The sequence below is a fragment of the Kluyvera sichuanensis genome, from assembly GCF_040930405.1.
Lineage (GTDB): Bacteria > Pseudomonadota > Gammaproteobacteria > Enterobacterales > Enterobacteriaceae > Kluyvera > Kluyvera sichuanensis.
In genome coordinates this window covers 4072665-4093428 of record NZ_CP162271.1, presented here as the reverse complement: position 1 = coordinate 4093428, position 20764 = coordinate 4072665, and the positions used below count along the sequence as shown (strand labels likewise).

General features: G+C 57.1%; 19 protein-coding genes. 4 read left to right on the top strand and 15 right to left on the bottom strand.

The window, feature by feature from the left end; genetic code table 11:
- Window positions 1–117: 117 nt before the first annotated feature.
- The gene (gene ssb1, locus AB2B48_RS19630) at window positions 118–645 is read right to left on the bottom strand and encodes a single-stranded DNA-binding protein SSB1 (RefSeq protein ID WP_035896752.1); all 528 of its coding nucleotides are present in this window, start codon (window positions 643–645) and stop codon (window positions 118–120) included.
- A gap of 254 nt (window positions 646–899) precedes the next feature.
- On the opposite strand from ssb1, the gene uvrA reads away from it, so the two are divergent.
- The gene (gene uvrA, locus AB2B48_RS19625; protein ID WP_185668459.1) at window positions 900–3725 is read left to right on the top strand and encodes an excinuclease ABC subunit UvrA; all 2826 of its coding nucleotides are present in this window, start codon (window positions 900–902) and stop codon (window positions 3723–3725) included.
- On the opposite strand, the gene AB2B48_RS19620 is transcribed toward uvrA, so the two are convergent.
- The 5 genes from AB2B48_RS19620 to dnaB all read right to left on the bottom strand — a co-directional run bounded on the left by AB2B48_RS19620 (window position 3726) and on the right by dnaB (window position 9021).
- Window positions 3726–4079, bottom strand: coding sequence for an MmcQ/YjbR family DNA-binding protein (locus AB2B48_RS19620; protein ID WP_185668508.1), 354 nt, complete (start codon window positions 4077–4079; stop codon window positions 3726–3728).
- A 132-nt stretch (window positions 4080–4211) separates the two neighbouring features.
- Window positions 4212–4925, bottom strand: a complete 714-nt coding sequence (gene aphA / locus AB2B48_RS19615) for an acid phosphatase AphA (RefSeq protein WP_185668458.1) — start codon at window positions 4923–4925, stop codon at window positions 4212–4214.
- A 199-nt stretch (window positions 4926–5124) separates the two neighbouring features.
- Window positions 5125–6318, bottom strand: coding sequence for an aromatic amino acid transaminase (tyrB, locus tag AB2B48_RS19610; RefSeq protein WP_185668457.1), 1194 nt, complete (start codon window positions 6316–6318; stop codon window positions 5125–5127).
- Window positions 6319–6488: 170 nt separating this feature from the next.
- Window positions 6489–7568 carry an alanine racemase gene (gene alr / locus AB2B48_RS19605; protein WP_368299911.1) on the bottom strand — a complete coding sequence of 360 codons (1080 nt, stop codon included), beginning with the start codon at window positions 7566–7568 and terminating at the stop codon, window positions 6489–6491.
- A 37-nt stretch (window positions 7569–7605) separates the two neighbouring features.
- Window positions 7606–9021, bottom strand: coding sequence for a replicative DNA helicase (dnaB, locus tag AB2B48_RS19600; protein ID WP_035896759.1), 1416 nt, complete (start codon window positions 9019–9021; stop codon window positions 7606–7608).
- Window positions 9022–9087: 66 nt separating this feature from the next.
- Here dnaB and AB2B48_RS19595 point away from each other — a divergent pair, with 66 nt between their 5' ends.
- Window positions 9088–10071, top strand: a complete 984-nt coding sequence (locus tag AB2B48_RS19595; RefSeq protein ID WP_368299910.1) for a quinone oxidoreductase — start codon at window positions 9088–9090, stop codon at window positions 10069–10071.
- Window positions 10072–10243: 172 nt separating this feature from the next.
- Here the strand turns inward: AB2B48_RS19595 and pspG are convergent, their stop codons facing one another.
- The 4 genes from pspG to AB2B48_RS19575 all read right to left on the bottom strand — a co-directional run bounded on the left by pspG (window position 10244) and on the right by AB2B48_RS19575 (window position 13668).
- Window positions 10244–10483, bottom strand: coding sequence for an envelope stress response protein PspG (pspG, locus tag AB2B48_RS19590; protein ID WP_185668454.1), 240 nt, complete (start codon window positions 10481–10483; stop codon window positions 10244–10246).
- Between the two features lie 139 nt (window positions 10484–10622).
- On the bottom strand, window positions 10623–11621 hold the full coding sequence (dusA, locus tag AB2B48_RS19585) for a tRNA dihydrouridine(20/20a) synthase DusA (protein ID WP_333497086.1): 999 nt from the start codon (window positions 11619–11621) through the stop codon (window positions 10623–10625).
- Between the two features lie 172 nt (window positions 11622–11793).
- Window positions 11794–13008 carry a conjugal transfer protein TraF gene (locus AB2B48_RS19580; protein ID WP_368299907.1) on the bottom strand — a complete coding sequence of 405 codons (1215 nt, stop codon included), beginning with the start codon at window positions 13006–13008 and terminating at the stop codon, window positions 11794–11796.
- A gap of 171 nt (window positions 13009–13179) precedes the next feature.
- A complete protein-coding gene (locus tag AB2B48_RS19575) occupies window positions 13180–13668 on the bottom strand; it encodes a cupin domain-containing protein (protein ID WP_035897345.1) in 489 nt (162 codons plus the stop codon).
- 126 nt (window positions 13669–13794) lie between these two features.
- Between AB2B48_RS19575 and zur the strand changes: the two genes are divergently transcribed.
- Window positions 13795–14310, top strand: coding sequence for a zinc uptake transcriptional repressor Zur (gene zur, locus AB2B48_RS19570; protein WP_035897338.1), 516 nt, complete (start codon window positions 13795–13797; stop codon window positions 14308–14310).
- Between the two features lie 55 nt (window positions 14311–14365).
- Here the strand turns inward: zur and AB2B48_RS19565 are convergent, their stop codons facing one another.
- From AB2B48_RS19565 to AB2B48_RS19550, 4 genes are all read right to left on the bottom strand, one after another.
- Window positions 14366–14575, bottom strand: coding sequence for a CsbD family protein (locus AB2B48_RS19565; protein WP_035897337.1), 210 nt, complete (start codon window positions 14573–14575; stop codon window positions 14366–14368).
- 136 nt (window positions 14576–14711) lie between these two features.
- Window positions 14712–16031, bottom strand: coding sequence for an MATE family efflux transporter DinF (gene dinF, locus AB2B48_RS19560; RefSeq protein WP_220440476.1), 1320 nt, complete (start codon window positions 16029–16031; stop codon window positions 14712–14714).
- A gap of 68 nt (window positions 16032–16099) precedes the next feature.
- The gene (gene lexA, locus AB2B48_RS19555) at window positions 16100–16708 is read right to left on the bottom strand and encodes a transcriptional repressor LexA (RefSeq protein ID WP_035897335.1); all 609 of its coding nucleotides are present in this window, start codon (window positions 16706–16708) and stop codon (window positions 16100–16102) included.
- A gap of 99 nt (window positions 16709–16807) precedes the next feature.
- Entirely contained in the window at window positions 16808–17176 is a 369-nt protein-coding gene (locus tag AB2B48_RS19550) for a diacylglycerol kinase (RefSeq protein ID WP_185668449.1), read from the bottom strand.
- A 128-nt stretch (window positions 17177–17304) separates the two neighbouring features.
- On the opposite strand from AB2B48_RS19550, the gene plsB reads away from it, so the two are divergent.
- Window positions 17305–19734: a glycerol-3-phosphate 1-O-acyltransferase PlsB gene (gene plsB / locus AB2B48_RS19545; protein WP_368299905.1), complete on the top strand. Its 2430-nt coding sequence runs from the start codon at window positions 17305–17307 to the stop codon at window positions 19732–19734.
- A 146-nt stretch (window positions 19735–19880) separates the two neighbouring features.
- Here plsB and ubiA read toward each other — a convergent pair whose 3' ends face one another.
- The gene (gene ubiA, locus AB2B48_RS19540; RefSeq protein WP_185668447.1) at window positions 19881–20753 is read right to left on the bottom strand and encodes a 4-hydroxybenzoate octaprenyltransferase; all 873 of its coding nucleotides are present in this window, start codon (window positions 20751–20753) and stop codon (window positions 19881–19883) included.
- Window positions 20754–20764: the final 11 nt, after the last annotated feature.

The following is a 20764-nucleotide window of genomic DNA, read 5'->3' as shown; positions in this document are numbered from 1 at the left end:
TGCAAACCTAATCGTGGCCCGGCCGAGCGCAGCGCCGCCGGGATCGGCTCCGACCCAACAGACATAAAAAAACCCCGACGAATCGGGGCTTTTTTTCAGACGGTTATCTGCCGTTTATCAGAACGGGATATCGTCATCGAAGTCCATTGGCGGTTCGTTAGACGGAGCCGGAGCGGACTGCTGCTGCGGACGAGACTGCGCGCCGCCGCTGAACTGGTTGCCGCCCTGTGGCTGCTGAGGCTGGCCCCAACCGCCCTGCTGCTGCTGGCCGCCACCTGCTGGTGCACCGCCGCCCTGACGGCCACCCAGCATCTGCATGGTGCCGCCAACGTTAACCACCACTTCGGTGGTGTATTTTTCAGCGCCGGACTGATCGGTCCATTTGCGGGTACGCAGCTGGCCTTCAATATAGACCTGAGAGCCTTTACGCAGGTATTCGCCTGCTACTTCCGCCAGCTTGCCGAACAGCACAACGCGGTGCCATTCAGTCTGCTCTTTCATTTCACCGGTCGCTTTGTCGCGCCAGGATTCGGAAGTCGCCAGCGTAATGTTGGCAACTGCGCCACCATTCGGCATGTAGCGTACTTCCGGGTCCTGGCCCAGGTTACCGACGAGAATCACCTTGTTTACGCCTCTGCTGGCCATGTTTGTCTCTCCTGAAATATGAATCTTGATTAAGTGTAAACGCGCCAGTGTATCATTTCCAGACGGTATTTTGGTAGCTGCGAGGTATATTCCACTAAACATCTTATCCCGCTGCAATTTTCACCAGCATCCGGAATCGGCATTCCAATACTGTATATTCATTCAGGTTAAGTTGTGTCATAATTAGCCGTTTCTGCCGTTTGTCCTTCTAACAAACCAGGCAATCCGTGTATCTCCTCTACCGGGAAAGGTGAATGGATAAGATCGAAGTTCGGGGCGCCCGCACCCATAATCTCAAAAATATCAACCTCGTCATCCCTCGCGACAAACTGATTGTTGTGACCGGGCTGTCCGGGTCTGGCAAATCCTCACTGGCTTTTGACACCCTCTACGCCGAGGGGCAGCGTCGCTATGTAGAATCACTTTCTGCCTATGCACGCCAGTTCCTGTCGCTGATGGAAAAGCCGGATGTCGATCATATTGAAGGGCTGTCGCCTGCGATTTCTATCGAGCAGAAGTCGACGTCACACAACCCGCGTTCGACGGTCGGTACCATTACCGAAATTCACGACTACCTGCGTCTGCTTTACGCTCGCGTAGGCGAGCCACGCTGCCCGGATCACGATGTGCCGCTGGCGGCGCAAACCGTCAGCCAGATGGTCGATAACGTGCTGTCGCAGCCGGAAGGTAAACGCCTGATGCTGCTGGCCCCGATCATTAAAGAACGTAAGGGCGAGCACACCAAAACGCTGGAAAACCTGGCAAGCCAGGGCTATATCCGCGCACGTATCGACGGTGAAGTCTGCGATCTGTCCGATCCGCCGAAGCTCGAACTGCAGAAGAAACACACCATCGAAGTGGTGATTGACCGCTTTAAAGTACGCGATGACCTGACGCAGCGTCTGGCGGAATCGTTTGAAACCGCGCTGGAGCTTTCCGGCGGCACGGCGGTGGTCGCCGATATGGACGACCCGAAAGCGGAAGAGCTGCTGTTCTCCGCCAACTTCGCCTGCCCAATCTGCGGCTACAGCATGCGCGAGCTTGAACCACGCCTGTTCTCGTTCAACAACCCGGCGGGCGCGTGCCCAACCTGCGATGGCCTGGGCGTGCAGCAGTATTTCGACCCTGACCGCGTGATCCAGAATCCAGAGCTGTCGCTGGCTGGCGGCGCGATTCGCGGCTGGGATCGTCGTAACTTCTATTACTTCCAGATGCTCAAATCGCTGGCAGAACACTACGAATTCGACGTTGAAGCGCCGTGGGAAAGCCTTGATGCCGCCGCGCAGAAAGCGATTCTCTACGGCTCCGGCAAAGAGTCGATTGAATTCAAATACATCAACGACCGTGGCGATACGTCCGTGCGTCGCCATCCGTTCGAAGGCGTGCTGCACAACATGGAGCGCCGCTATAAAGAGACGGAATCCAGCGCGGTGCGCGAGGAGCTGGCGAAGTTCATCAGCAACCGTCCGTGCGCCAGCTGCGACGGCACCCGCCTGCGTCGCGAAGCGCGCCACGTCTACGTTGAAAATACGCCGCTGCCGACGATCTCAGATATGAGCATCGGCCACGCCATGGACTTCTTCAATAACCTGAAACTCTCCGGCCAGCGTGCGCAAATTGCGGAAAAAGTGCTGAAAGAGATTGGTGACCGCCTGAAGTTCCTGGTCAACGTCGGCCTGAACTACCTGACGCTTTCCCGCTCCGCAGAGACCCTCTCCGGCGGCGAGGCGCAGCGTATCCGTCTGGCAAGCCAAATTGGCGCGGGGCTGGTTGGCGTGATGTACGTGCTGGATGAGCCGTCTATCGGCTTGCACCAGCGCGACAACGAACGTCTGCTCGGCACGCTGATTCACCTGCGTAACCTTGGCAATACGGTGATTGTGGTAGAGCACGACGAAGACGCGATTCGCGCCGCCGACCACGTTATCGACATTGGCCCTGGCGCCGGTGTCCACGGCGGTCAGGTAGTGGCTGAAGGGACGCTGGACGACATTATGGCGGTGCCAGAGTCGTTAACCGGGCAGTTCATGAGCGGAAAACGCAAAATTGAAGTGCCGAAAAACCGCGTGCCGGCAAACCCGGAAAAAGTCCTCAAGCTGACGGGCGCCACGGGTAACAACCTGAAAGACGTCACCCTGACGCTGCCGGTCGGCCTGTTTACCTGCATCACCGGCGTCTCCGGTTCTGGTAAATCGACGTTGATTAACGACACGCTGTTCCCGATTGCCCAGACCCAGTTAAACGGCGCCACCATCGCTGAACCAGCGCCGTACCGCGACGTTCAGGGGCTGGAACATTTCGATAAAGTTATCGATATCGACCAGAGCCCAATTGGCCGTACCCCGCGTTCCAACCCGGCTACCTATACCGGCGTCTTTACGCCGGTGCGTGAACTGTTTGCCGGTGTGCCGGAATCGCGTTCACGCGGCTATACGCCTGGCCGTTTCAGCTTTAACGTCCGTGGCGGTCGCTGCGAAGCCTGTCAGGGTGATGGCGTCATCAAAGTCGAAATGCACTTCCTGCCGGATATCTACGTGCCGTGCGACCAGTGCAAAGGCAAACGCTATAACCGCGAAACGCTGGAGATTAAGTACAAGGGCAAGACTATCCACGAAGTGCTGGATATGACCATTGAAGAGGCACGTGAGTTCTTCGATGCCGTTCCGGCGCTGGCGCGTAAGCTGCAAACGCTGATGGACGTTGGCCTGACCTACATCCGTCTCGGCCAGTCGGCCACTACGCTCTCCGGCGGTGAAGCGCAGCGCGTGAAGCTGGCGCGCGAGCTGTCAAAACGCGGCACCGGTCAAACGCTCTATATTCTGGACGAACCGACCACCGGCCTGCACTTTGCCGACATCCAGCAGCTGCTGGAAGTGCTGCATCAGCTCAGAGATCAGGGCAACACCATTGTGGTTATCGAGCACAACCTGGACGTGATTAAGACCGCGGACTGGATTGTCGATCTCGGTCCGGAAGGCGGTAGCGGCGGCGGTGAAATCCTCGTTTCCGGTACGCCAGAAACGGTGGCGAACTGCGAAGCCTCGCATACGGCACGTTTCCTGAAGCCTCTACTGGGTTAATCACGAGTACATCTGCTGTCGGAGCGTTTCCGGCAGCAGATCCACCGCCAGCTGATACGACGCATCCACCAGATAGTAAATTTGTGAGCTTGGCAGCGAACCGTCCAGGTAGATGGTGCTCCAGTGCGCTTTGTTGAGATGGCGACTTGGGCGAACGTCTTTATGCTGCTGGCGCAGCAGTTCTGCCAGTTCGGGGCTGGTTTTCAGCGACACCGCCGGGCGGTCTTCCACATCCTTCACCATCGCAAACAGCACGTCGGCCACTTTAATTTGTGTTGCTTTCCAGTCGCTGTGTACGCTCTGTTCCGCGCCACGCTTCGCCATGCAGTACTGCAGAAGATCCGAACTGGTCATCATTTTATACTCCTCAGTCTCGCCAACCACGTTGTGCAAAAAAGCATCATCTCAGTGTGCAACAAGACGCCGAAAGGATAAACCTTTCAGCGCCTGATTTTGACTAAAAAAGCATCATTTATTGGTAGGGCGTTAGTACTCGGAGTTAACGATCACTTCTTCGTTAAACGCACCGGCCTGCGGCAGCGGGCGGTAGGTCGAGTTAGAGGCGCGCAGGACGCGGATACCGCGGGCTCCCACTTCACGCGCTGCGGTGATGTCGTTATCGGAATCGCCGTAGAACACCCTGATGTTCTTCTCTTTCAGCCATTGGGTCTTGGTGTTCTGGCCCGGTTCATCACCGGCAAAAATCACCGGGTTCATGTTCGCGCCAGGGATCAGGAAATCATCCTGCAGCGTTTTGGAGACGGTTTCGGTTTTGGTCTGGCTACGACCGGTGACGAAGTAGATGCTGTCGCCGCGCTTCACGTGCATCGCAATCAGCGAACGCGCCACTTCTTTCGGGATGCTGAACGCGTCCCAGCCGTTATTCATTTTTTCCCAGAACTCCGGGTTCTTCAGGTAATCCTGGCTGTCCGGGGAGTAGGTTCTTTGCCCGCGCCAGAAGCCTGGGCTTGAGAACAGCACGGTGTCGTCGATATCAAAACCGACCGCCATTGGCGGATGGCCCATCAGGCTGTTTTCAATTTGCGCCACGGAAACCCAGTGGATAGGAGCCTGTTCGGCCAGCTTCGCAACGTCGGTGCCTGGATAGATTGGAGAAGGTGACGAGGCGTGAGCCGTCACCGAAGCATTCAGTGCAAATAACAAGCAGACGGCACTGAGAGCTTGCGTGATCTTGCGCATGTTTTCCCTTAATTCGTCGAGTCGTTATTGTAATAAAGTGAGTGTTGCTTCAAATAAAAGCACTGCGACCTTACCGTCTGAGGGATGCGATTGAAAGGTTTATCTCAGAATAATCCTGAAAAAAGTAAGGGGATCACAGTTTAGTGCTTTGAAAGGACGCTGGCTCAGAATATACCTCCGAGCCAGCGTAAGCACTTACTTACATTACTGCAGCAAATGCTTTTGCCACGCGCTGTACGTTACGGCTGTTGAGACCCGCCACGCACATACGACCGCTGGCAATCAGGTAGACACCAAACTCATCGCGCAGGCGATCGACCTGTGCAGCACTCAGGCCGGTGTAACTGAACATCCCGCGCTGTTTGAGCAGATAGTCGAAGTTACCGTTCGGCATCTCTTCTTTCAGCACGTTCACCAGCGCCTGACGCATGTCCAGAATGCGGGTGCGCATCCCTTCCACTTCCGCCAGCCAGTTGGCTTTCAGCTCGGCATCACCGAGCACGGCAGCCACAATCTGCGCGCCGAAGTTTGGCGGGCTGGAGTAGTTGCGGCGTACGGTCGCTTTCAGCTGGCCCAGTACGCGCAGCGCGGTGTCGTTATCTTCACAGATAATCGACAGGCCGCCGACGCGTTCGCCGTACAGGGAGAAGATTTTGGAGAACGAGTTGCTGACCAGCGCCGGCAGGCCTGCGTCGGCAATCGCGCGGATCGCGTAGGCGTCGTCGTCCATGCCCGCGCCAAAGCCCTGGTAGGCGATGTCGAGGAACGGAATCAGATCGCGGGCTTTCAGCACTTCCACCACGCCGTCCCACTGATCATGCGTCAGATCTGCGCCGGTTGGGTTGTGGCAGCATGGATGCAGCAGCACGATGCTGCGCGCTGGCAGCGTGTTCAGTGTTTCGAGCAGCGCGTCGTAGCGCACGCCGTTGGTGTCGTTGTCGAACCACGGATAAGTGCCGACCTTGAAGCCTGCGCCTTCAAAAATCGCGATATGGTTTTCCCAGGTTGGGTCGCTGACCCAGACGCCAGAATCCGGGAAATAGCGCTTGAGGAAATCTGCCCCCACTTTCAGCGCGCCGGAGCCGCCCAGCGTCTGGATGGTTGCTACACGCTGCTGCTGGAGAACCGGATGATCGGCGCCAAACAGCAGCGGAGCCACGGTATGGCGATAGCTGTTCAGCCCTTCCATCGGCAGATACAGCGACGCGCCGTGCGGCTGCGCGTTAAGGCGCGCTTCGGCCTCGGCCACCGCCTGAAGCTGCGGAATAATGCCATCTTCGTTGTAGTACAGGCCGATGCTGAGGTTAACTTTGTCGCTGCGCGGATCTTCTTTAAAGCGTTCCATTAAAGAAAGGATAGGGTCGCCCGCATAGGCGTCAACTTTTTGAAACACGCGATGGTTCTCCAGGTTTACAGAAGGCAGGAAATAACACAATAAACCGGATGGGGAGGAAGGTCGAGCGGTAGTTGGTGGGTTTTTCCCGGCGTCACTGCGTTCGGCCGGGCTACGTTTACATTGTAGCCCGGCCGAACGCAGTGACGCCGGGGAATAGCGGCGTAAAACTAATCGATATACTTCATCGCCACCCGCGACGTCAGGCGCGTAATAAGTTCGTAAGCACTCACTTTTGTGATTTCAGCAATGCGTTCCACCGGCAGGCCATTGCCCCACATAATCACTTCATCACCAGTTTTATCCTGGGCGTTCGGGCCCAGATCGACGCAGACCATATCCATCGCCACGCGGCCGACAATCGGCACTTCACGGCCGTTGACCAACACTGGCGTGCCGGACGGTGCCGCGCGCGGGTAACCATCGCCGTAGCCCATTGCCACCACACCGAGGCGGGTATCGCGTTCACTAACCCAGGTGCCGCCATAGCCAACCGGTTCACCGGCTTTATGCTCGCGCACGGCAATCAGGCTGGAAGTCAGCGACATCACCGGCTGCATGCCGAAGTCCGGGCCCCACGGTTTCTGCTCCAGCGGAGAGACGCCGTAGAGAATGATGCCAGGGCGCGCCCAATCGAAGTGCGACTGCGGCCACAGCAGAATGCCGCCGGATGCCGCGATAGAACGCAGGCCCGGTTTGCCGTCGGTAAAGGCGGTGAAAATAGCGAGCTGTTTTTCCGTTGCGCCGCATTCCGGTTCGTCGGCACGGGCAAAGTGGCTGACCACGTTAACCGGCTGACGCACGTTTTTACACTGGCTCAGGCGCTGATAGAACGCATCGGCATCTTCCGGGAGTACGCCCAGACGGTGCATGCCGGTGTCGAGCTTCATCCACACGGTGACCGGTTCGCTGATATCAGCAGTTTCCAGCGCTTCAAGCTGTTCGATGTTGTGTACGGCGGTATGCAGATGCTGCGCGGCAATCGTCGGCAGATCGGTCGCATTGAAGAAGCCTTCCAGCAGCAGGATCGGCTGAGTAATGCCGCCCTCGCGCAGGCGCAGCGCTTCTTCAAGACGGGCAACGCCAAAAGCATCGGCGTCGGGGAGCGTTCGCGCGGTCTCGAGGAGGCCGTGTCCGTAAGCGTTCGCTTTCACCACCGCAACCAGCTTGCTGGCAGGTGCCAGTTCACGCAGACGTTGCAGGTTGTGTCGCAGAGCGCGGCGGTTAATGACTACAGTTGCCGCTTGCATTTGTGTTCCTTGGTATGTGTTTGCTGATTCAGCGTTGTTATTCGTCGTCGTACTGCGGGCCAGCGTAGTTATCAAAGCGCGACCATTGACCGTTAAACGTCAGGCGTACCGTACCGATGGGGCCGTTACGCTGTTTACCGATAATAATCTCGGCGATGCCTTTTAAGTCACTGTTTTCGTGATAAACCTCATCACGATAGATGAACATGATTAAGTCGGCATCCTGCTCGATGGAGCCGGATTCACGCAGGTCGGAGTTGACCGGGCGTTTGTCCGCGCGCTGTTCCAGAGAGCGGTTAAGCTGCGACAGCGCCACAACCGGCACGTGCAGCTCTTTGGCTAACGCTTTGAGCGAGCGGGAAATTTCGGCGATCTCCAGCGTACGGTTGTCGGAAAGCGACGGCACGCGCATCAGCTGAAGGTAGTCAATCATGATAAGGCCGATGCCGCCGTGTTCACGGGCGATACGGCGCGCGCGGGAGCGCACTTCCGTCGGCGTCAGGCCGGAGGAGTCATCGATATAGATATTTCGTTTTTCCAGCAGAATGCCCATGGTGCCGGAGATACGCGCCCAGTCCTCGTCATCGAGTTGGCCGGTACGAATACGGGTCTGGTCAACGCGCGATAGCGATGCCAGAGAACGCATCATAATCTGTTCAGAGGGCATCTCGAGACTGAAGATCAGTACCGGTTTATCCTGCAACATCGCCGCGTTTTCGACGAGGTTCATCGCAAAGGTGGTTTTACCCATCGACGGACGCGCCGCCACGATAATCAGGTCCGACGGTTGCAGGCCCGCAGTTTTCTTGTTGAGGTCGTCATAGCCGGTGTTCACCCCGGTGACGCCGTCATGCGGTTGCTGGAAAAGCTGTTCGATGCGCGCGACGGTAGCGTCGAGCACTTCGGTAATATTTTTTGGGCCTTCGTCTTTGTTGGCGCGGCTTTCGGCGATTTTAAAGACGCGGGACTCGGCGAGATCCAGCAAATCTTCACTGGTGCGCCCCTGCGGGTCAAAGCCGGCTTCGGCAATCTCGTTGGCCACTGCAATCATTTCACGGACAACGGCACGTTCGCGGACGATGTCAGCGTAAGCGCTAATGTTTGCCGCACTTGGCGTATTTTTGGAGAGTTCTGCCAGATAGGCAAACCCGCCAACGCTATCCAGTTGCCCCTGGCGCTCCAGCGATTCCGCGAGCGTAATCAGGTCAATCGGGCTACCGCCTTCCTGCAAACGCCCCATCTCCGTAAAGATGTGACGGTGCGGACGGGTATAAAAATCTTCCGCCACCACGCGCTCGGCAACGTCGTCCCAGCGCTCGTTGTCCAGCATTAGACCGCCCAACACCGATTGTTCCGCTTCAATCGAGTGCGGCGGTACTTTCAGCCCGTCTACCTGAAAATCGCGGACGCGAGGTTCGGTTTGCGGTTTGTTGAAGGGTTTATTTGCTGCCATAGTGAATGGTATTACCGAGATAAAGAGTGGGTCGAAAGATTACCACATAATCGTTCTGGAGGAAGCATGGCAACCCGTATTGAATTTAGCAAACATGGCGGCCCGGAAGTGCTGAACGCCGTTGAATTCACCCCATCCGCCCCTGGTGAAAACGAAGTCCAGGTGGAAAACAAAGCCATCGGTATCAACTATATTGACACCTACATTCGTAGCGGGCTGTACCCACCGCCGTCAATGCCGAGCGGTTTAGGCACCGAAGCGGCGGGCGTGGTCAGCCAGGTCGGCAGCAACGTAACGCATATTAAGGCGGGCGATCGCGTGGTCTATGCGCAGTCCGGGCTTGGCGCTTACAGTTCGGTGCATAACGTCCCGGCGGATAAGGTCGCCCTGCTTCCAGCGGCTATCTCCTATGAGCAGGCCGCCGCCTCGTTCCTCAAGGGCTTAACCGTTTTTTATCTGCTGCGCAAAACCTACGAAATCAAACCCGGCGAAGCGTTCCTGTTCCATGCCGCCGCAGGCGGCGTGGGGCTGATTGCCTGCCAGTGGGCTAAAGCATTAGGGGCGAAGCTTATCGGTACCGTCGGCAGCGCGGAGAAAGCACAGCGTGCGCTCGCGGCCGGTGCCTGGCAGGTGATTAACTATCGCGATGAGAATATCGCCGAGCGCGTCAAAGAGCTAACCGGTGGGAAAAAGCTGTCGGTGGTGTACGACTCGGTGGGGAAAGACACCTGGGAAGCGTCGCTGGACTGCTTAAAGCGCCGCGGGCTGATGGTCAGCTTCGGGAACTCTTCCGGCCCGGTCACCGGGGTTAACCTCGGCATTCTTAATCAAAAAGGCTCACTGTTCGCCACCCGCCCTTCCCTGAACGGCTACATCACCAACTATGACGAGCTGAAAGAGGCCAGCCACGAGCTGTTCTCGCTGATTGCGAGCGGCATTATCAAAGTGGACGTGGCGGAGAGTCAGAAGTACCCGCTGAAGGACGCGCGACGCGCACATGAGATTCTGGAGAGCCGGGCAACGCAGGGTTCAAGCCTGCTGATTCCATAACGGTTGTATCGCACAAAAGACTAGGGCTTCCCGTAGGAAGCCCTTTCTTTTTTTAGTTCGGCTGTATGTAGGGTACAGCTCGATGAATTCGTTAACGACGGCAATAGTGACAGATTTATTACGCAAATCCTATGGGGTTTTATGCAAAATTATTGAGGTTGTGACGAGTACCTCAATACCTCCGATAATTGCCGCGATACGGCCGTTCTTTCGGCGAATTAATCGCCCGGATAATCCACACCACCGCGACCGCAAGGATCAACCACGGCAGTAACTTAATCATAATCGCAAACAACCCGCCGACGAACATTAATACGGTGGCCACCACCAGCGCGGCAATAATGCCGAGCAGTGAAATCCCGGTGACCAGCAGCATCACAAAAAATCCAATCACAAATAACAGTTCCAGCATGGTGGTTCTCCCAGAATTCAAACATCACTGTCTGAACTATTACAAAAACCGTGCCAAAACTAACTTATTGATTATCAATAAAAACGCCCCGCAACGTTGTGCAGGGCGTGGTGAATTTGACCAGAAATTAGCGAAAAAATTAACGCTTATTGGCCACCAGCTGTAACGCGTGTTCCAGCACGTTGATATCGGCACCGGCTTTATGGGCGTTCTCACTCAGGTAGCGACGCCACTGGCGGGCGCCAGGAATCCCCTGGAACAGGCCCAGCATATGACGAGTGATATGGCCCAGATAGGTGCCGTTACTCAGCTCACGCTCGATGTACGGATACATGGCGCGCACCACCGCGATAGGATCAGCGTCAACGTCGGTGGCACCAAAGATTTCGCGGTCAACCGAAGCCAGAATGCCAGGGTTCTGATAGGCTTCGCGGCCCACCATCACGCCGTCCATATGTTCCAGGTGCGCTTTAGCTTCTTCCAGCGACTTAATGCCGCCGTTGATCGACATCGTCAGGTGCGGGAAATCACGCTTGAGCTGGTAGACGCGCGGGTAGTCCAGCGGCGGAATTTCGCGGTTCTCTTTCGGGCTTAAACCGGAGAGCCAGGCTTTACGGGCGTGAATAATAAACATCTCGCACTCGCCGCGGCCGGAGACCGTGTCGATAAAATCGCAGAGGAATTCGTAGCTGTCCTGGTCGTCGATACCGATGCGGGTTTTAACCGTTACCGGAATGGAGACCACATCGCGCATCGCCTTGACGCAATCCGCCACCAGCTGCGCATTGCCCATCAGGCAGGCGCCAAACATGCCGTTCTGCACGCGGTCGGACGGGCAGCCAACGTTGAGGTTAATTTCATCGTAGCCGCGCTCTTGCGCCAGCTTCGCGCAGTGTGCCAGCGCCGCAGGGTCGCTGCCGCCAAGCTGCAGCGCAATCGGATGCTCTTCTTCGCTATAGGCCAGATAGTCGCCCTTGCCATGAATAATCGCCCCAGTGGTCACCATTTCGGTATACAGCAGCGTGTGCTGCGACAGCAGGCGCAGGAAGTAGCGGCAGTGTCTGTCGGTCCAGTCGAGCATCGGCGCGATGGAGAAACGGTGAGCGGGGAAAGCAGGAGTCGAAGTTTCTGACAGCATGGTGATTATTTAAGCATCCGGAAAAATGGGGCGCTACTATAGCATAAAGCTTGAGCAGAGATGTAATGCTGGAGGAGGGCCCCGGCGGCGCTCCGCTTGGCCGGGCTACAGGATAGTATGGTTCTGTAGCCCGGACGAGGTGCGCAGCATCGACGCCGGTAAGGGAGTTCAGTCAGAACGCGACGCTCAACTGTGCCCCCGCGCCCCAGGTTTGGTTTTCGCCATACAGCCCCATCAGGTCTACGTGCACCCGGTTAAACGGCGCAAAGCCAACGCCGCCGGTAAAGACGTTGCTGTCGTTGTTCTTCACATCGGCGCGATAGCCCGCGCGCACCGCCAGCCAGTCGAGCGGCCGCACTTCTGCGCCCACGCCAACGTACTGTGAGGTCTCCTCGCTTTTAAAGCCTTTGGTTTCGGTGAGATCGCCGTCGGCACTGAGGGTCAGCATATCGGTGTGCCAGGCCACCCCGGCGGTCACCAGCGGGCGAATCTGGTAGGTATCGCGCACGCCATCGACCTCTTTGGTGTCGATGTCACGGGAGAACAGGTTTTGCCCGCTTAGGCCCACCGTCCAGTTATCACCAACATCAGCGGCCAAACCGGCGTCAACGTTGAAGCCGGTATCGTCATTGCGATAGCGGCTGCTATTGATATCGTCGCTGCTGAAATTGTAGATGGAGGTGGTGTAGTTATAGAGCCAGGTTTGCTGCAGCTTTGGTGTAATGCCCAGCGACACCGGCACGCCGCCGACGTCAAACTGGCGCGCGATAGCCACGCCGTAGTCACTGACGATCGCTGCGCGGCCGTAGCCTTTCGACTTGAGATCCTGATCACTCGCACCGGCCGCATTAAGAGGGTTCGACTGAATGCTGCGCAGAAGCGCAATATCCCCTTGATCGATATACGAACTGACCCTCGCCCTTGCATTCGCTTTCGCCACGAAAGCCACGTTCAGCGTATCGTTAGGAATACTGACGGCTAGTCCAGCACCGACTTTCCCGCTGGCGGTTTTTCCGTTCAGCGAGGAGAGTTGATTCGCCAGATCGCCTGCCGTCGCTGAAATCTGGCTAAGATTAAGCGTACTTATCACCCGCCGGTAGTTGTTCACCTCATCGCTGATGTCGTCAATTTTGCTGCGCAGATCGTCCTTATCGGAAATCTGCGCACCAATGGTCGGCGCAATCAGCGTGATACCATCATCCGGCTTCGCCTTAGCCAGCAGCGCCGGGTTGATGAGTACGCCGCTGCCATAATTCGCAGAAGCCACCCCCGTGCCGCCCATCGCGTCGTTACGCGCCTCCGTCCAGCCATTTGCCGCCCCTGCCTGTCCCGCCACGAAAAAGGAGACAGCGACTCCCATTAGCGAAAATTTGTCTTTTTTATTCACAGTTTGCTCGTCTTATTGTCGGTAATGAAACAACCCTCCATCCGTTATCACCAGGATGGAGACGAACTGTTGCTGTGAATAGCGGGAAAAAAAGCGGCGTGCTCCTCTAACTGAAATTTTTTCGGTTATCGTTATTTTTAATAAGCACCCTAATCTTTATAGAAGATGCTGCTAATTTCGCCCAGGTTTTCCATCGTGAGGGCCGAAAAACTGCGGCGGGTGATCGACCCAGCGATCCTCGCGCGTCACGGCGTACGAAGCATTCAGCGGGTAATAGATGCGGTTGTGTTTTTTGTTCGCCTCACCCACCACCAGTAGCCGAACCTCTTCGGAGGTGTTGTTGATAAAGGTATGGCAAACGCCGGTTCCGGCAGGAAAGCCGACGCTATCTCCCGGCTGCAGCTTCCACAGATAGCCGTTGATCCACGCCTGCGGGTAGCCCTCCAGCACGTAGATAAACTCCTCTTCGTCGCTCTCCGCATGCGGGTATGAGGTGCGGCGACCTGGCGGGAGACGCTCGTGGTGTATACCAAGATGCCGCAACCCCAGCGCGCGGGCCAGCGGCGCACCGATGGCAAAAAGCTCATTGCTGTCGGGGTAAGTGGAGTCATCGGGTCCTTCAACGTCATGCCAATGGCGAATGCAATCGGGTCTTTTCATCATTTTTCATCCTGAGTGTGAAGTACGCCTGCTATAACACACCTATAGCACACCTGCGGAAACTCGGCGTTTCCGGCATAACATGATAAAGTAGAGGTTTGTTTCACCCGTAACCCGAGGACGCCAATGGATAAGACCACTACGCAAGAACTGTTAGCGCAGGCTGAAAAGCTGTGTGCGCAACGCGGCGTGCGCCTGACTCCGCAACGTCTGGAAGTGCTGCGTCTGATGAGTCTCCAGGAAGGGGCGATTAGCGCCTACGACCTGCTCGACCTGCTGCGCGTTAAAGAGCCGCAGGCTAAACCGCCGACGGTTTATCGCGCGCTGGAGTTTTTGCTCGAACAAGGCTTCGTGCATAAGGTCGAATCAGCCAACAGCTACGTGCTCTGTCACCTGTTCGATCAGCCAACCCACACCTCCGCCATGTTTATCTGCGATCGCTGCGGCGTGGTGAAGGAAGAGTGTGCGGAAGGGGTGGAAGACATCATGCATGCACTGGCGGCCAAAATGGGCTTTGCCCTGCGTCACAACGTGATTGAAGCACACGGGCTGTGTTCGGCCTGCGTGGAAGTGGAAGCGTGCAGCGCGCACGAACACTGTCATCACGACCATACCATTCAGATTAAGAAGAAATCCCGCTAGCAGGCGCTAAACAGGGGGAGCGTACTTCCTTGTACGCACGGGCAGGAGGACGTTATTACCAGCGGTGGTTGTGGCGTTTGTCCCAGCTATCCACCTCTTTCTCGGCCTGATCTTTCGCGTAGCCGTAGCGTTCCTGAATTTTACCGACCAGCTGATCGCGTTTGCCTTCGATCACCGTCATATCATCATCGGTCAGTTTGCCCCATTGCTCTTTCACTTTACCTTTAACCTGTTTCCAGTTACCGCCGACTTCGTCTTTATTCATCATCGAATCCTCGATCGTCAGTGAGTGAATAGCAAAACCGATGCTTCAGGAAAGGCATCTTTTTCGCTAAGCGTGAGGTTAATTGTAGTCAGTCATTCTGAGGTCATTTCATTATTCGGAATCTTTAACCATTTTGTCAGGCAAACCAGCTGTTGTTTTTCCAGTGGCGACGCCAGATAAAGGCCAGCGATAGCCCGCGCAGTGCAAGGAATACGGCGAGCGCCAGCCACAGTCCGTGGTTGCCAAGCAGCGGCAGCGCCAGCATGGTGAGCGCAAACCCGGCGGCAGCCACCGCCATGCTGTTACGCATCTCCGCGCCGCGAGTGGCGCCGATAAACATTCCGTCCAGCAGATAGCACCACACGCCAATCACCGGCAGCACCGCCTGCCAGAGCACATAACGGTCGGCAAGCTGCTGTAGCTCAGGCAGCGACGTCAGCAGCGCCACAATATGTTCACCCAGAAGGGCGTAAATCAGCGCAAACGCCAGCGCCACGACGCCCGCCTGGCGGCATGCTGCGCGCCAGACCTCCAGCAACTTGCTGCCGTCGCGCGCGCCATAGGCCTGCCCGGAGTGGGCTTCCACCGCGTAGGCAAAACCGTCCAGCGCGTAGGCGGTGAAGGTCAGCATGGTCATCAGCACCGCGTTCACCGCCACCACTTCGCTGCCAAGGCGGGCACCGAAGACGGTCACCGCGCCGAAGCAGAGCTGGAGCAGCAGCGAGCGCAGCATGATGTCGCGATTGAGCGCCAGCAGGCGGCGAAAATCGCCCTGCCAGGCCGTTTTCAGCATCGCCCACGAGATCCCGCGCATCACCAGCACCTTGCGCGCCATCCCCAGCCCCACCAGCAGCGTGGCGTATTCGGCAATCGCCGTTGCCAGCGCCGCGCCCTGCACGTTCATGTGCAGTCCCATCACCAGCCACAGGTCGAGCACGATATTCAGCACGTTCCCCACCACCAGCAGCACGACCGGCGCACGGGCGTACTGCACGCCCAGCAGCCAGCCGAGCAGCACCAGGTTCGCCAGCGATGCGGGGGCACTGAGCCAGCGGATATCGAGGAAGCGCCGCGCCTGCTCCAGCACTTCGCCGCTGCCGCCAACGATGGAGAGCGCCAGGTTAATCAGCGGCGTTTTGAAAAGAATGATCAGCAGCCCGGCGCCCAGCGCCAGCATAAGCGGCTGCACCAGCGCGCGGGCCAGCGCCTGCGGGTTCTTCGCGCCAAACGCCTGCGCCGTGAGCCCGGTGGTACTCATGCGCAAAAACAGCAGCAGCATAAACAGGAAGCTGGTTGCCGTGGCGCCAATGGCTACGCCGCCCAGATAGACGGGGCTATCGAGATGGCCGATAACAGCGGTGTCGACCAGCCCCAGCAACGGCACGGTAATGTTGGAGAAGATCATCGGCAGCGCAAGGCGCCACAGCGCCTTATCGGCGTGAGTAAGTAGCGGCATGAGTTTTGACCAGAACGAAAAAAGGCTGCGATAGCGGAAGTATCGCAGCCATTAGAATGGGGGGAGAGTTACAGCCACTCGCCGTTGCGGATAACGCCAACGGCCAGCCCTTCGATGGAGAAGTTCTGCTGACGCAGATCGACCACGATAGGCTTAAATTCGCTGTTTTCCGGCAGCAGTTCGACGACGTTACCCTGTTTTTTCAGGCGTTTTACCGTCACCTCTTCGTCGATACGTGCGACCACAACCTGGCCGTTACGCACGTCCTGGGTTTTATGCACGGCGAGCAGGTCGCCATCCATAATACCGATGTCTTTCATCGACATACCGCTGACGCGCAGCAGGAAATCCGCGCTCGGCTTAAACAGGGACGGGTCAACCTGGTAGTGACCTTCGATGTGCTGCTGCGCCAGCAGCGGTTCGCCCGCCGCGACGCGGCCTACCAGCGGCAGGCCCTCTTCTTCTTCTACCAGCAGGCGGATACCGCGAGAAGCGCCTGAAACAATCTCAAGGACGCCTTTACGCGCCAGCGCTTTCAGATGCTCTTCAGCTGCGTTTGGGGAACGGAACCCCAAGCGCTGAGCAATTTCCGCACGCGTTGGCGGCATGCCCGTCTGGCTGATGTGATCCCGAATGAGATCAAACACCTCTTGCTGCCTGGTCGTTAACGCTTTCATTCCGCCCCCTGGGTGTATATACAGTTATGCTGTGAGTATATACAGCTACTGCCTATTTTGGAACCATAAAACTCACGAAATCAGGCAGTTTTCACGACTTTAGTGAAAATGAGACCACAGCAGCGTCGCCCAGGTGAACACCGCCACGAAAATAGACAGCAGAACCGCCGCCGACCCCATGTCTTTCGCCCGGCCGGAGAGCTCGTGATAATCTGAGCCGATACGGTCAACGACTGCTTCCAGTGCACTATTGAGAATTTCCACTATCATCACCAAAAGGACGGACCCGATGAGCAGGACACGGGTGATGGCATCGACATCCAGCCAGCAGGCGATAATAATCGCGATAACAGAGGCAACCCCTTCCTGGCGGAACGCCGCTTCATTGATCCACGCCGCGCGGAATCCTTTCCAGGAATAGCCCGCAGCTTTGATGATTCGGGTAATCCCAGTGGTATTATTGGCCATCTCAAGAACCTTTTTCGTTTTTACGTCAATGACAATGCTTGTTATGAGGCGGTAGAACAGAAATTTTACGGACTTTCTGATATTCTTGCCGCGCATTTGCATGATTAACCAGAGGCTTTACATCGTTTATGTCCGGCTGGCCACGAATTTACTACAAATTACTGAATTTACCATTAAGTGTTCTGGTAAAGAGCAAGTCTATTCCGGCACAACCTGCCCAGGAATTGGGGCTTGATACGTCGCGTCCTATTATGTACGTCCTGCCTTATAACTCTAAGGCTGACTTGCTGACGCTGCGCGCTCAGTGCCTGGCGCACGATTTACCCGACCCGCTTGAACCGCTTGAGATCGACGGTACGCTGCTGCCGCGCTACGTCTTTATCCACGGCGGCCCGCGCGTGTTCACCTACTACACGCCGAAAGAAGAGTCGATCAAACTGTTCCACGACTATCTCGACTTGCACCGCAGCAATCCTGACCTGGATGTGCAAATGGTGCCGGTATCGGTGATGTTTGGTCGCTCCCCAGGACGCGAAAAAGGCGAGGTTAACCCGCCGCTGCGTATGCTGAACGGCTTCCAGAAGTTCTTTGCTGTCTCCTGGCTTGGCCGCGACAGCTTTGTCCGCTTCTCGCCTTCCGTCTCTCTGCGCCGCATGGCTGACGAACACGGTACCGATAAAACTATCGCTCAGAAACTGGCTCGCGTCGCGCGTATGCACTTTGCTCGTCAGCGTCTGGCGGCGGTCGGCCCGCGTCTTCCTGCTCGTCATGACCTGTTCAAGAAGCTGCTGGCGTCAAAAGCAATCGCCAAAGCGGTGGAGGACGAAGCGCGCAGCAAGAAAATTTCCCACGAGAAAGCGCAGCAGAACGCCATTGCGCTGATGGAAGAGATCGCGGCGAACTTCTCCTACGAGATGATTCGTCTGACCGACCGTATCCTCAGCTTCACCTGGAACCGTTTGTACCAGGGCATTAACGTTCACAACGCCGAGCGCGTACGCCAGCTGGCGCACGACGGGCATGAAATTGTCTATGTGCCGTGTCACCGCAGCCACATGGACTACCTGCTGCTCTCTTACGTGCTCTATCACCAGGGGCTGGTGCCGCCGCATATCGCCGCCGGTATCAACCTGAACTTCTGGCCAGCAGGCCCGATTTTCCGTCGCCTGGGCGCCTTCTTTATTCGCCGTACCTTTAAGGGTAACAAGCTCTATTCCACCGTGTTCCGCGAATACCTCGGCGAGCTGTTCAGCCGCGGTTACTCCGTGGAGTACTTTGTGGAAGGCGGGCGTTCCCGTACCGGTCGTCTGCTGGATCCGAAAACCGGCACCCTGTCGATGACCATTCAGGCGATGCTGCGCGGCGGTTCCCGCCCTATCACGTTAGTGCCGATTTACATCGGCTACGAACACGTGATGGAAGTGGGCACCTACGCGAAAGAGCTGCGCGGCGCGACCAAAGAGAAAGAGAGCCTGCCGCAGATGCTGCGCGGCTTGAGCAAGCTGCGTAATCTAGGCCAGGGCTACGTCAACTTCGGCGAACCGATGCCGCTGATGACCTACCTGAACCACCATGTGCCGGAGTGGCGCGAGTCTATCGACCCGATCGAAGCCGTGCGTCCTGCCTGGCTGACGCCGACCGTCAACAAGATGGCGGCTGAGCTGATGGTGCGTATCAACAACGCAGGCGCGGCGAACGCCATGAACCTGTGCTGTACCGCGCTGCTGGCTTCTCGTCAGCGTTCACTGACGCGCGAGCAGCTGACTCAGCAGCTCGATTGCTATCTGGCGCTGCTGCGTAACGCACCGTATGCGCCTGATGCAACGGCACCAACCTCTTCTGCCAGCGAGCTTATCGATCACGCGCTGCAGATGAACAAGTTCGAAGTTGAGAAGGACACCATCGGTGACATCATCATTCTGCCGCGCGAGCAGGCGGTGCTGATGACCTACTACCGCAACAACATCGCGCATATGCTGATCATGCCGTCGCTGCTGGCGTCGATTATGACCCAGCATCGCCAGATTTCCCGCGAGCAGGTGCTGAGCATTATCGATACGCTGTATCCGATGCTGAAAGCCGAGCTGTTCCTGCGCTGGGATCGCGCGGAGCTGCCAGCGGTTATCGATACGCTGATTGCGGAGATGGTTCGTCAGGAGATGCTTGCCGAGCACAACGGCGAGCTGCGTATCAACGCTTCCCACTCCCGCACCCTGCAGCTGCTGGCTGCCGGCGCGCGCGAAACGCTGCAGCGTTATGCGATCACCTTCTGGCTGCTGAGCGGCAACCCGTCGATGAACCGCAGTACGCTGGAGAAAGAGAGCCGGACGCTGGCGCAGCGTCTCTCGGTGCTGCACGGTATCAACTCGCCGGAGTTCTTCGATAAAGCGGTGTTCTCTTCTCTGGTGTTAACCCTGCGCGATGAAGGCTATATCAGCGACAGCGGCGACGCCGAGCCGGAAGAGACGATGAAGGTGTACCAGATGATGGCAAACCTGATTACCTCGGACGTGCGCTTGACGATTGAGAGCGTGACGCAGGAAGAGGCGGCGCAGTAAAAACAAAAATCCCTGGCTGAGACCGGGGATTTTTTTATCCGTTGATTTTGTAGGCTCCGAGCCAATCCCGGCTGCGCTTCGCTTGGCCGGGCTACGGGTCGGGCAACGGTTTGTAGGCCGGATAAGGCGTTTCGGCAATACCTGTATCAGATCTGCCAGTAACTCATCGCCAGGCCAATAAACAGCACCAGCCCCACGTAGTTATTATTCAGAAACGCCTGGAAGCATGGCCCACGTTCGCGGTGGCGAATCAGCTTCTGCTGGTAAACAAACAGCGCGCCAGCAATCAGAATTGACCAGTAAAACTCCCAATGCAGACCGTTCAGCCAGCCGATAAGCGCCATCAGCCCCAGCACGCACGCCTGCAGAATACCGATAATCAGGCGGTCGTTATCGCCGAATAGAATCGCCGTCGATTTAATGCCGATTTTCACATCGTCGTCGCGGTCAACCATCGCGTACTGCGTATCGTAGGCTACCGCCCACAGGATGTTAGCCAGCAGCATCAGCCAGCAGCTCAGCGGCAGCGTTTCGCTGACGGCGGAAAAGGCCATCGGGATAGACCAGCCGAACGCCGCGCCTAGCACTACCTGCGGCAAATGGGTATAGCGCTTCATAAACGGGTAAACCCACGCCAATGCCAGCGCGGCAATCGACAGTAGGATTGTCATGGTGTTGAGGGTCAGCACCAGTATGAAGGAGAGCAGCACCAGCACGATAAACAGCGTACGGGCCTCTTTCTCCGTCACCGCCCCGCTCGGCAGCGGCCGATTAGCGGTGCGCTTTACGTGGCCGTCAAATTTGCGATCCGCATAGTCATTCACCACGCAGCCCGCGGCGCGCATCAGCCAGACGCCGGCAACAAACACCGCCAGGATCCACAGCGGTGGCACGCCTGGGGAAGCCACCCACAGCGCCCACAGCGTCGGCCACAGCAGCAATAGCGCGCCAATCGGTTTGTCCGTACGCATGAGTCGATGGTAAGCGAGCAGCTTATTCGACCTAAGACTCCACTCCATTTTTCTTCTTC

Bases quoted from the DNA above. Each gene is read 5' to 3' on its own strand.
- alr (WP_368299911.1), bottom strand. From the start codon at position 7,568: ATGCAAGCGGCAACTGTAGTCATTAACCGCCGCGCTCTGCGACACAAC.
- aphA (WP_185668458.1), bottom strand. From the start codon at position 4,925: ATGCGCAAGATCACGCAAGCTCTCAGTGCCGTCTGCTTGTTATTTGCA.
- AB2B48_RS19565 (WP_035897337.1), bottom strand. From the start codon at position 14,575: ATGAATAAAGACGAAGTCGGCGGTAACTGGAAACAGGTTAAAGGTAAA.
- zur (WP_035897338.1), top strand. From the start codon at position 13,795: ATGGATAAGACCACTACGCAAGAACTGTTAGCGCAGGCTGAAAAGCTG.
- dusA (WP_333497086.1), bottom strand. From the start codon at position 11,621: ATGCTGTCAGAAACTTCGACTCCTGCTTTCCCCGCTCACCGTTTCTCC.
- pspG (WP_185668454.1), bottom strand. From the start codon at position 10,483: ATGCTGGAACTGTTATTTGTGATTGGATTTTTTGTGATGCTGCTGGTC.
- lexA (WP_035897335.1), bottom strand. From the start codon at position 16,708: ATGAAAGCGTTAACGACCAGGCAGCAAGAGGTGTTTGATCTCATTCGG.
- plsB (WP_368299905.1), top strand. From the start codon at position 17,305: ATGTCCGGCTGGCCACGAATTTACTACAAATTACTGAATTTACCATTA.
- dinF (WP_220440476.1), bottom strand. From the start codon at position 16,031: ATGCCGCTACTTACTCACGCCGATAAGGCGCTGTGGCGCCTTGCGCTG.
- uvrA (WP_185668459.1), top strand. From the start codon at position 900: ATGGATAAGATCGAAGTTCGGGGCGCCCGCACCCATAATCTCAAAAAT.
- AB2B48_RS19595 (WP_368299910.1), top strand. From the start codon at position 9,088: ATGGCAACCCGTATTGAATTTAGCAAACATGGCGGCCCGGAAGTGCTG.
- ssb1 (WP_035896752.1), bottom strand. From the start codon at position 645: ATGGCCAGCAGAGGCGTAAACAAGGTGATTCTCGTCGGTAACCTGGGC.
- dnaB (WP_035896759.1), bottom strand. From the start codon at position 9,021: ATGGCAGCAAATAAACCCTTCAACAAACCGCAAACCGAACCTCGCGTC.
- ubiA (WP_185668447.1), bottom strand. From the start codon at position 20,753: ATGGAGTGGAGTCTTAGGTCGAATAAGCTGCTCGCTTACCATCGACTC.
- AB2B48_RS19550 (WP_185668449.1), bottom strand. From the start codon at position 17,176: ATGGCCAATAATACCACTGGGATTACCCGAATCATCAAAGCTGCGGGC.
- AB2B48_RS19575 (WP_035897345.1), bottom strand. From the start codon at position 13,668: ATGAAAAGACCCGATTGCATTCGCCATTGGCATGACGTTGAAGGACCC.
- AB2B48_RS19620 (WP_185668508.1), bottom strand. From the start codon at position 4,079: ATGACCAGTTCGGATCTTCTGCAGTACTGCATGGCGAAGCGTGGCGCG.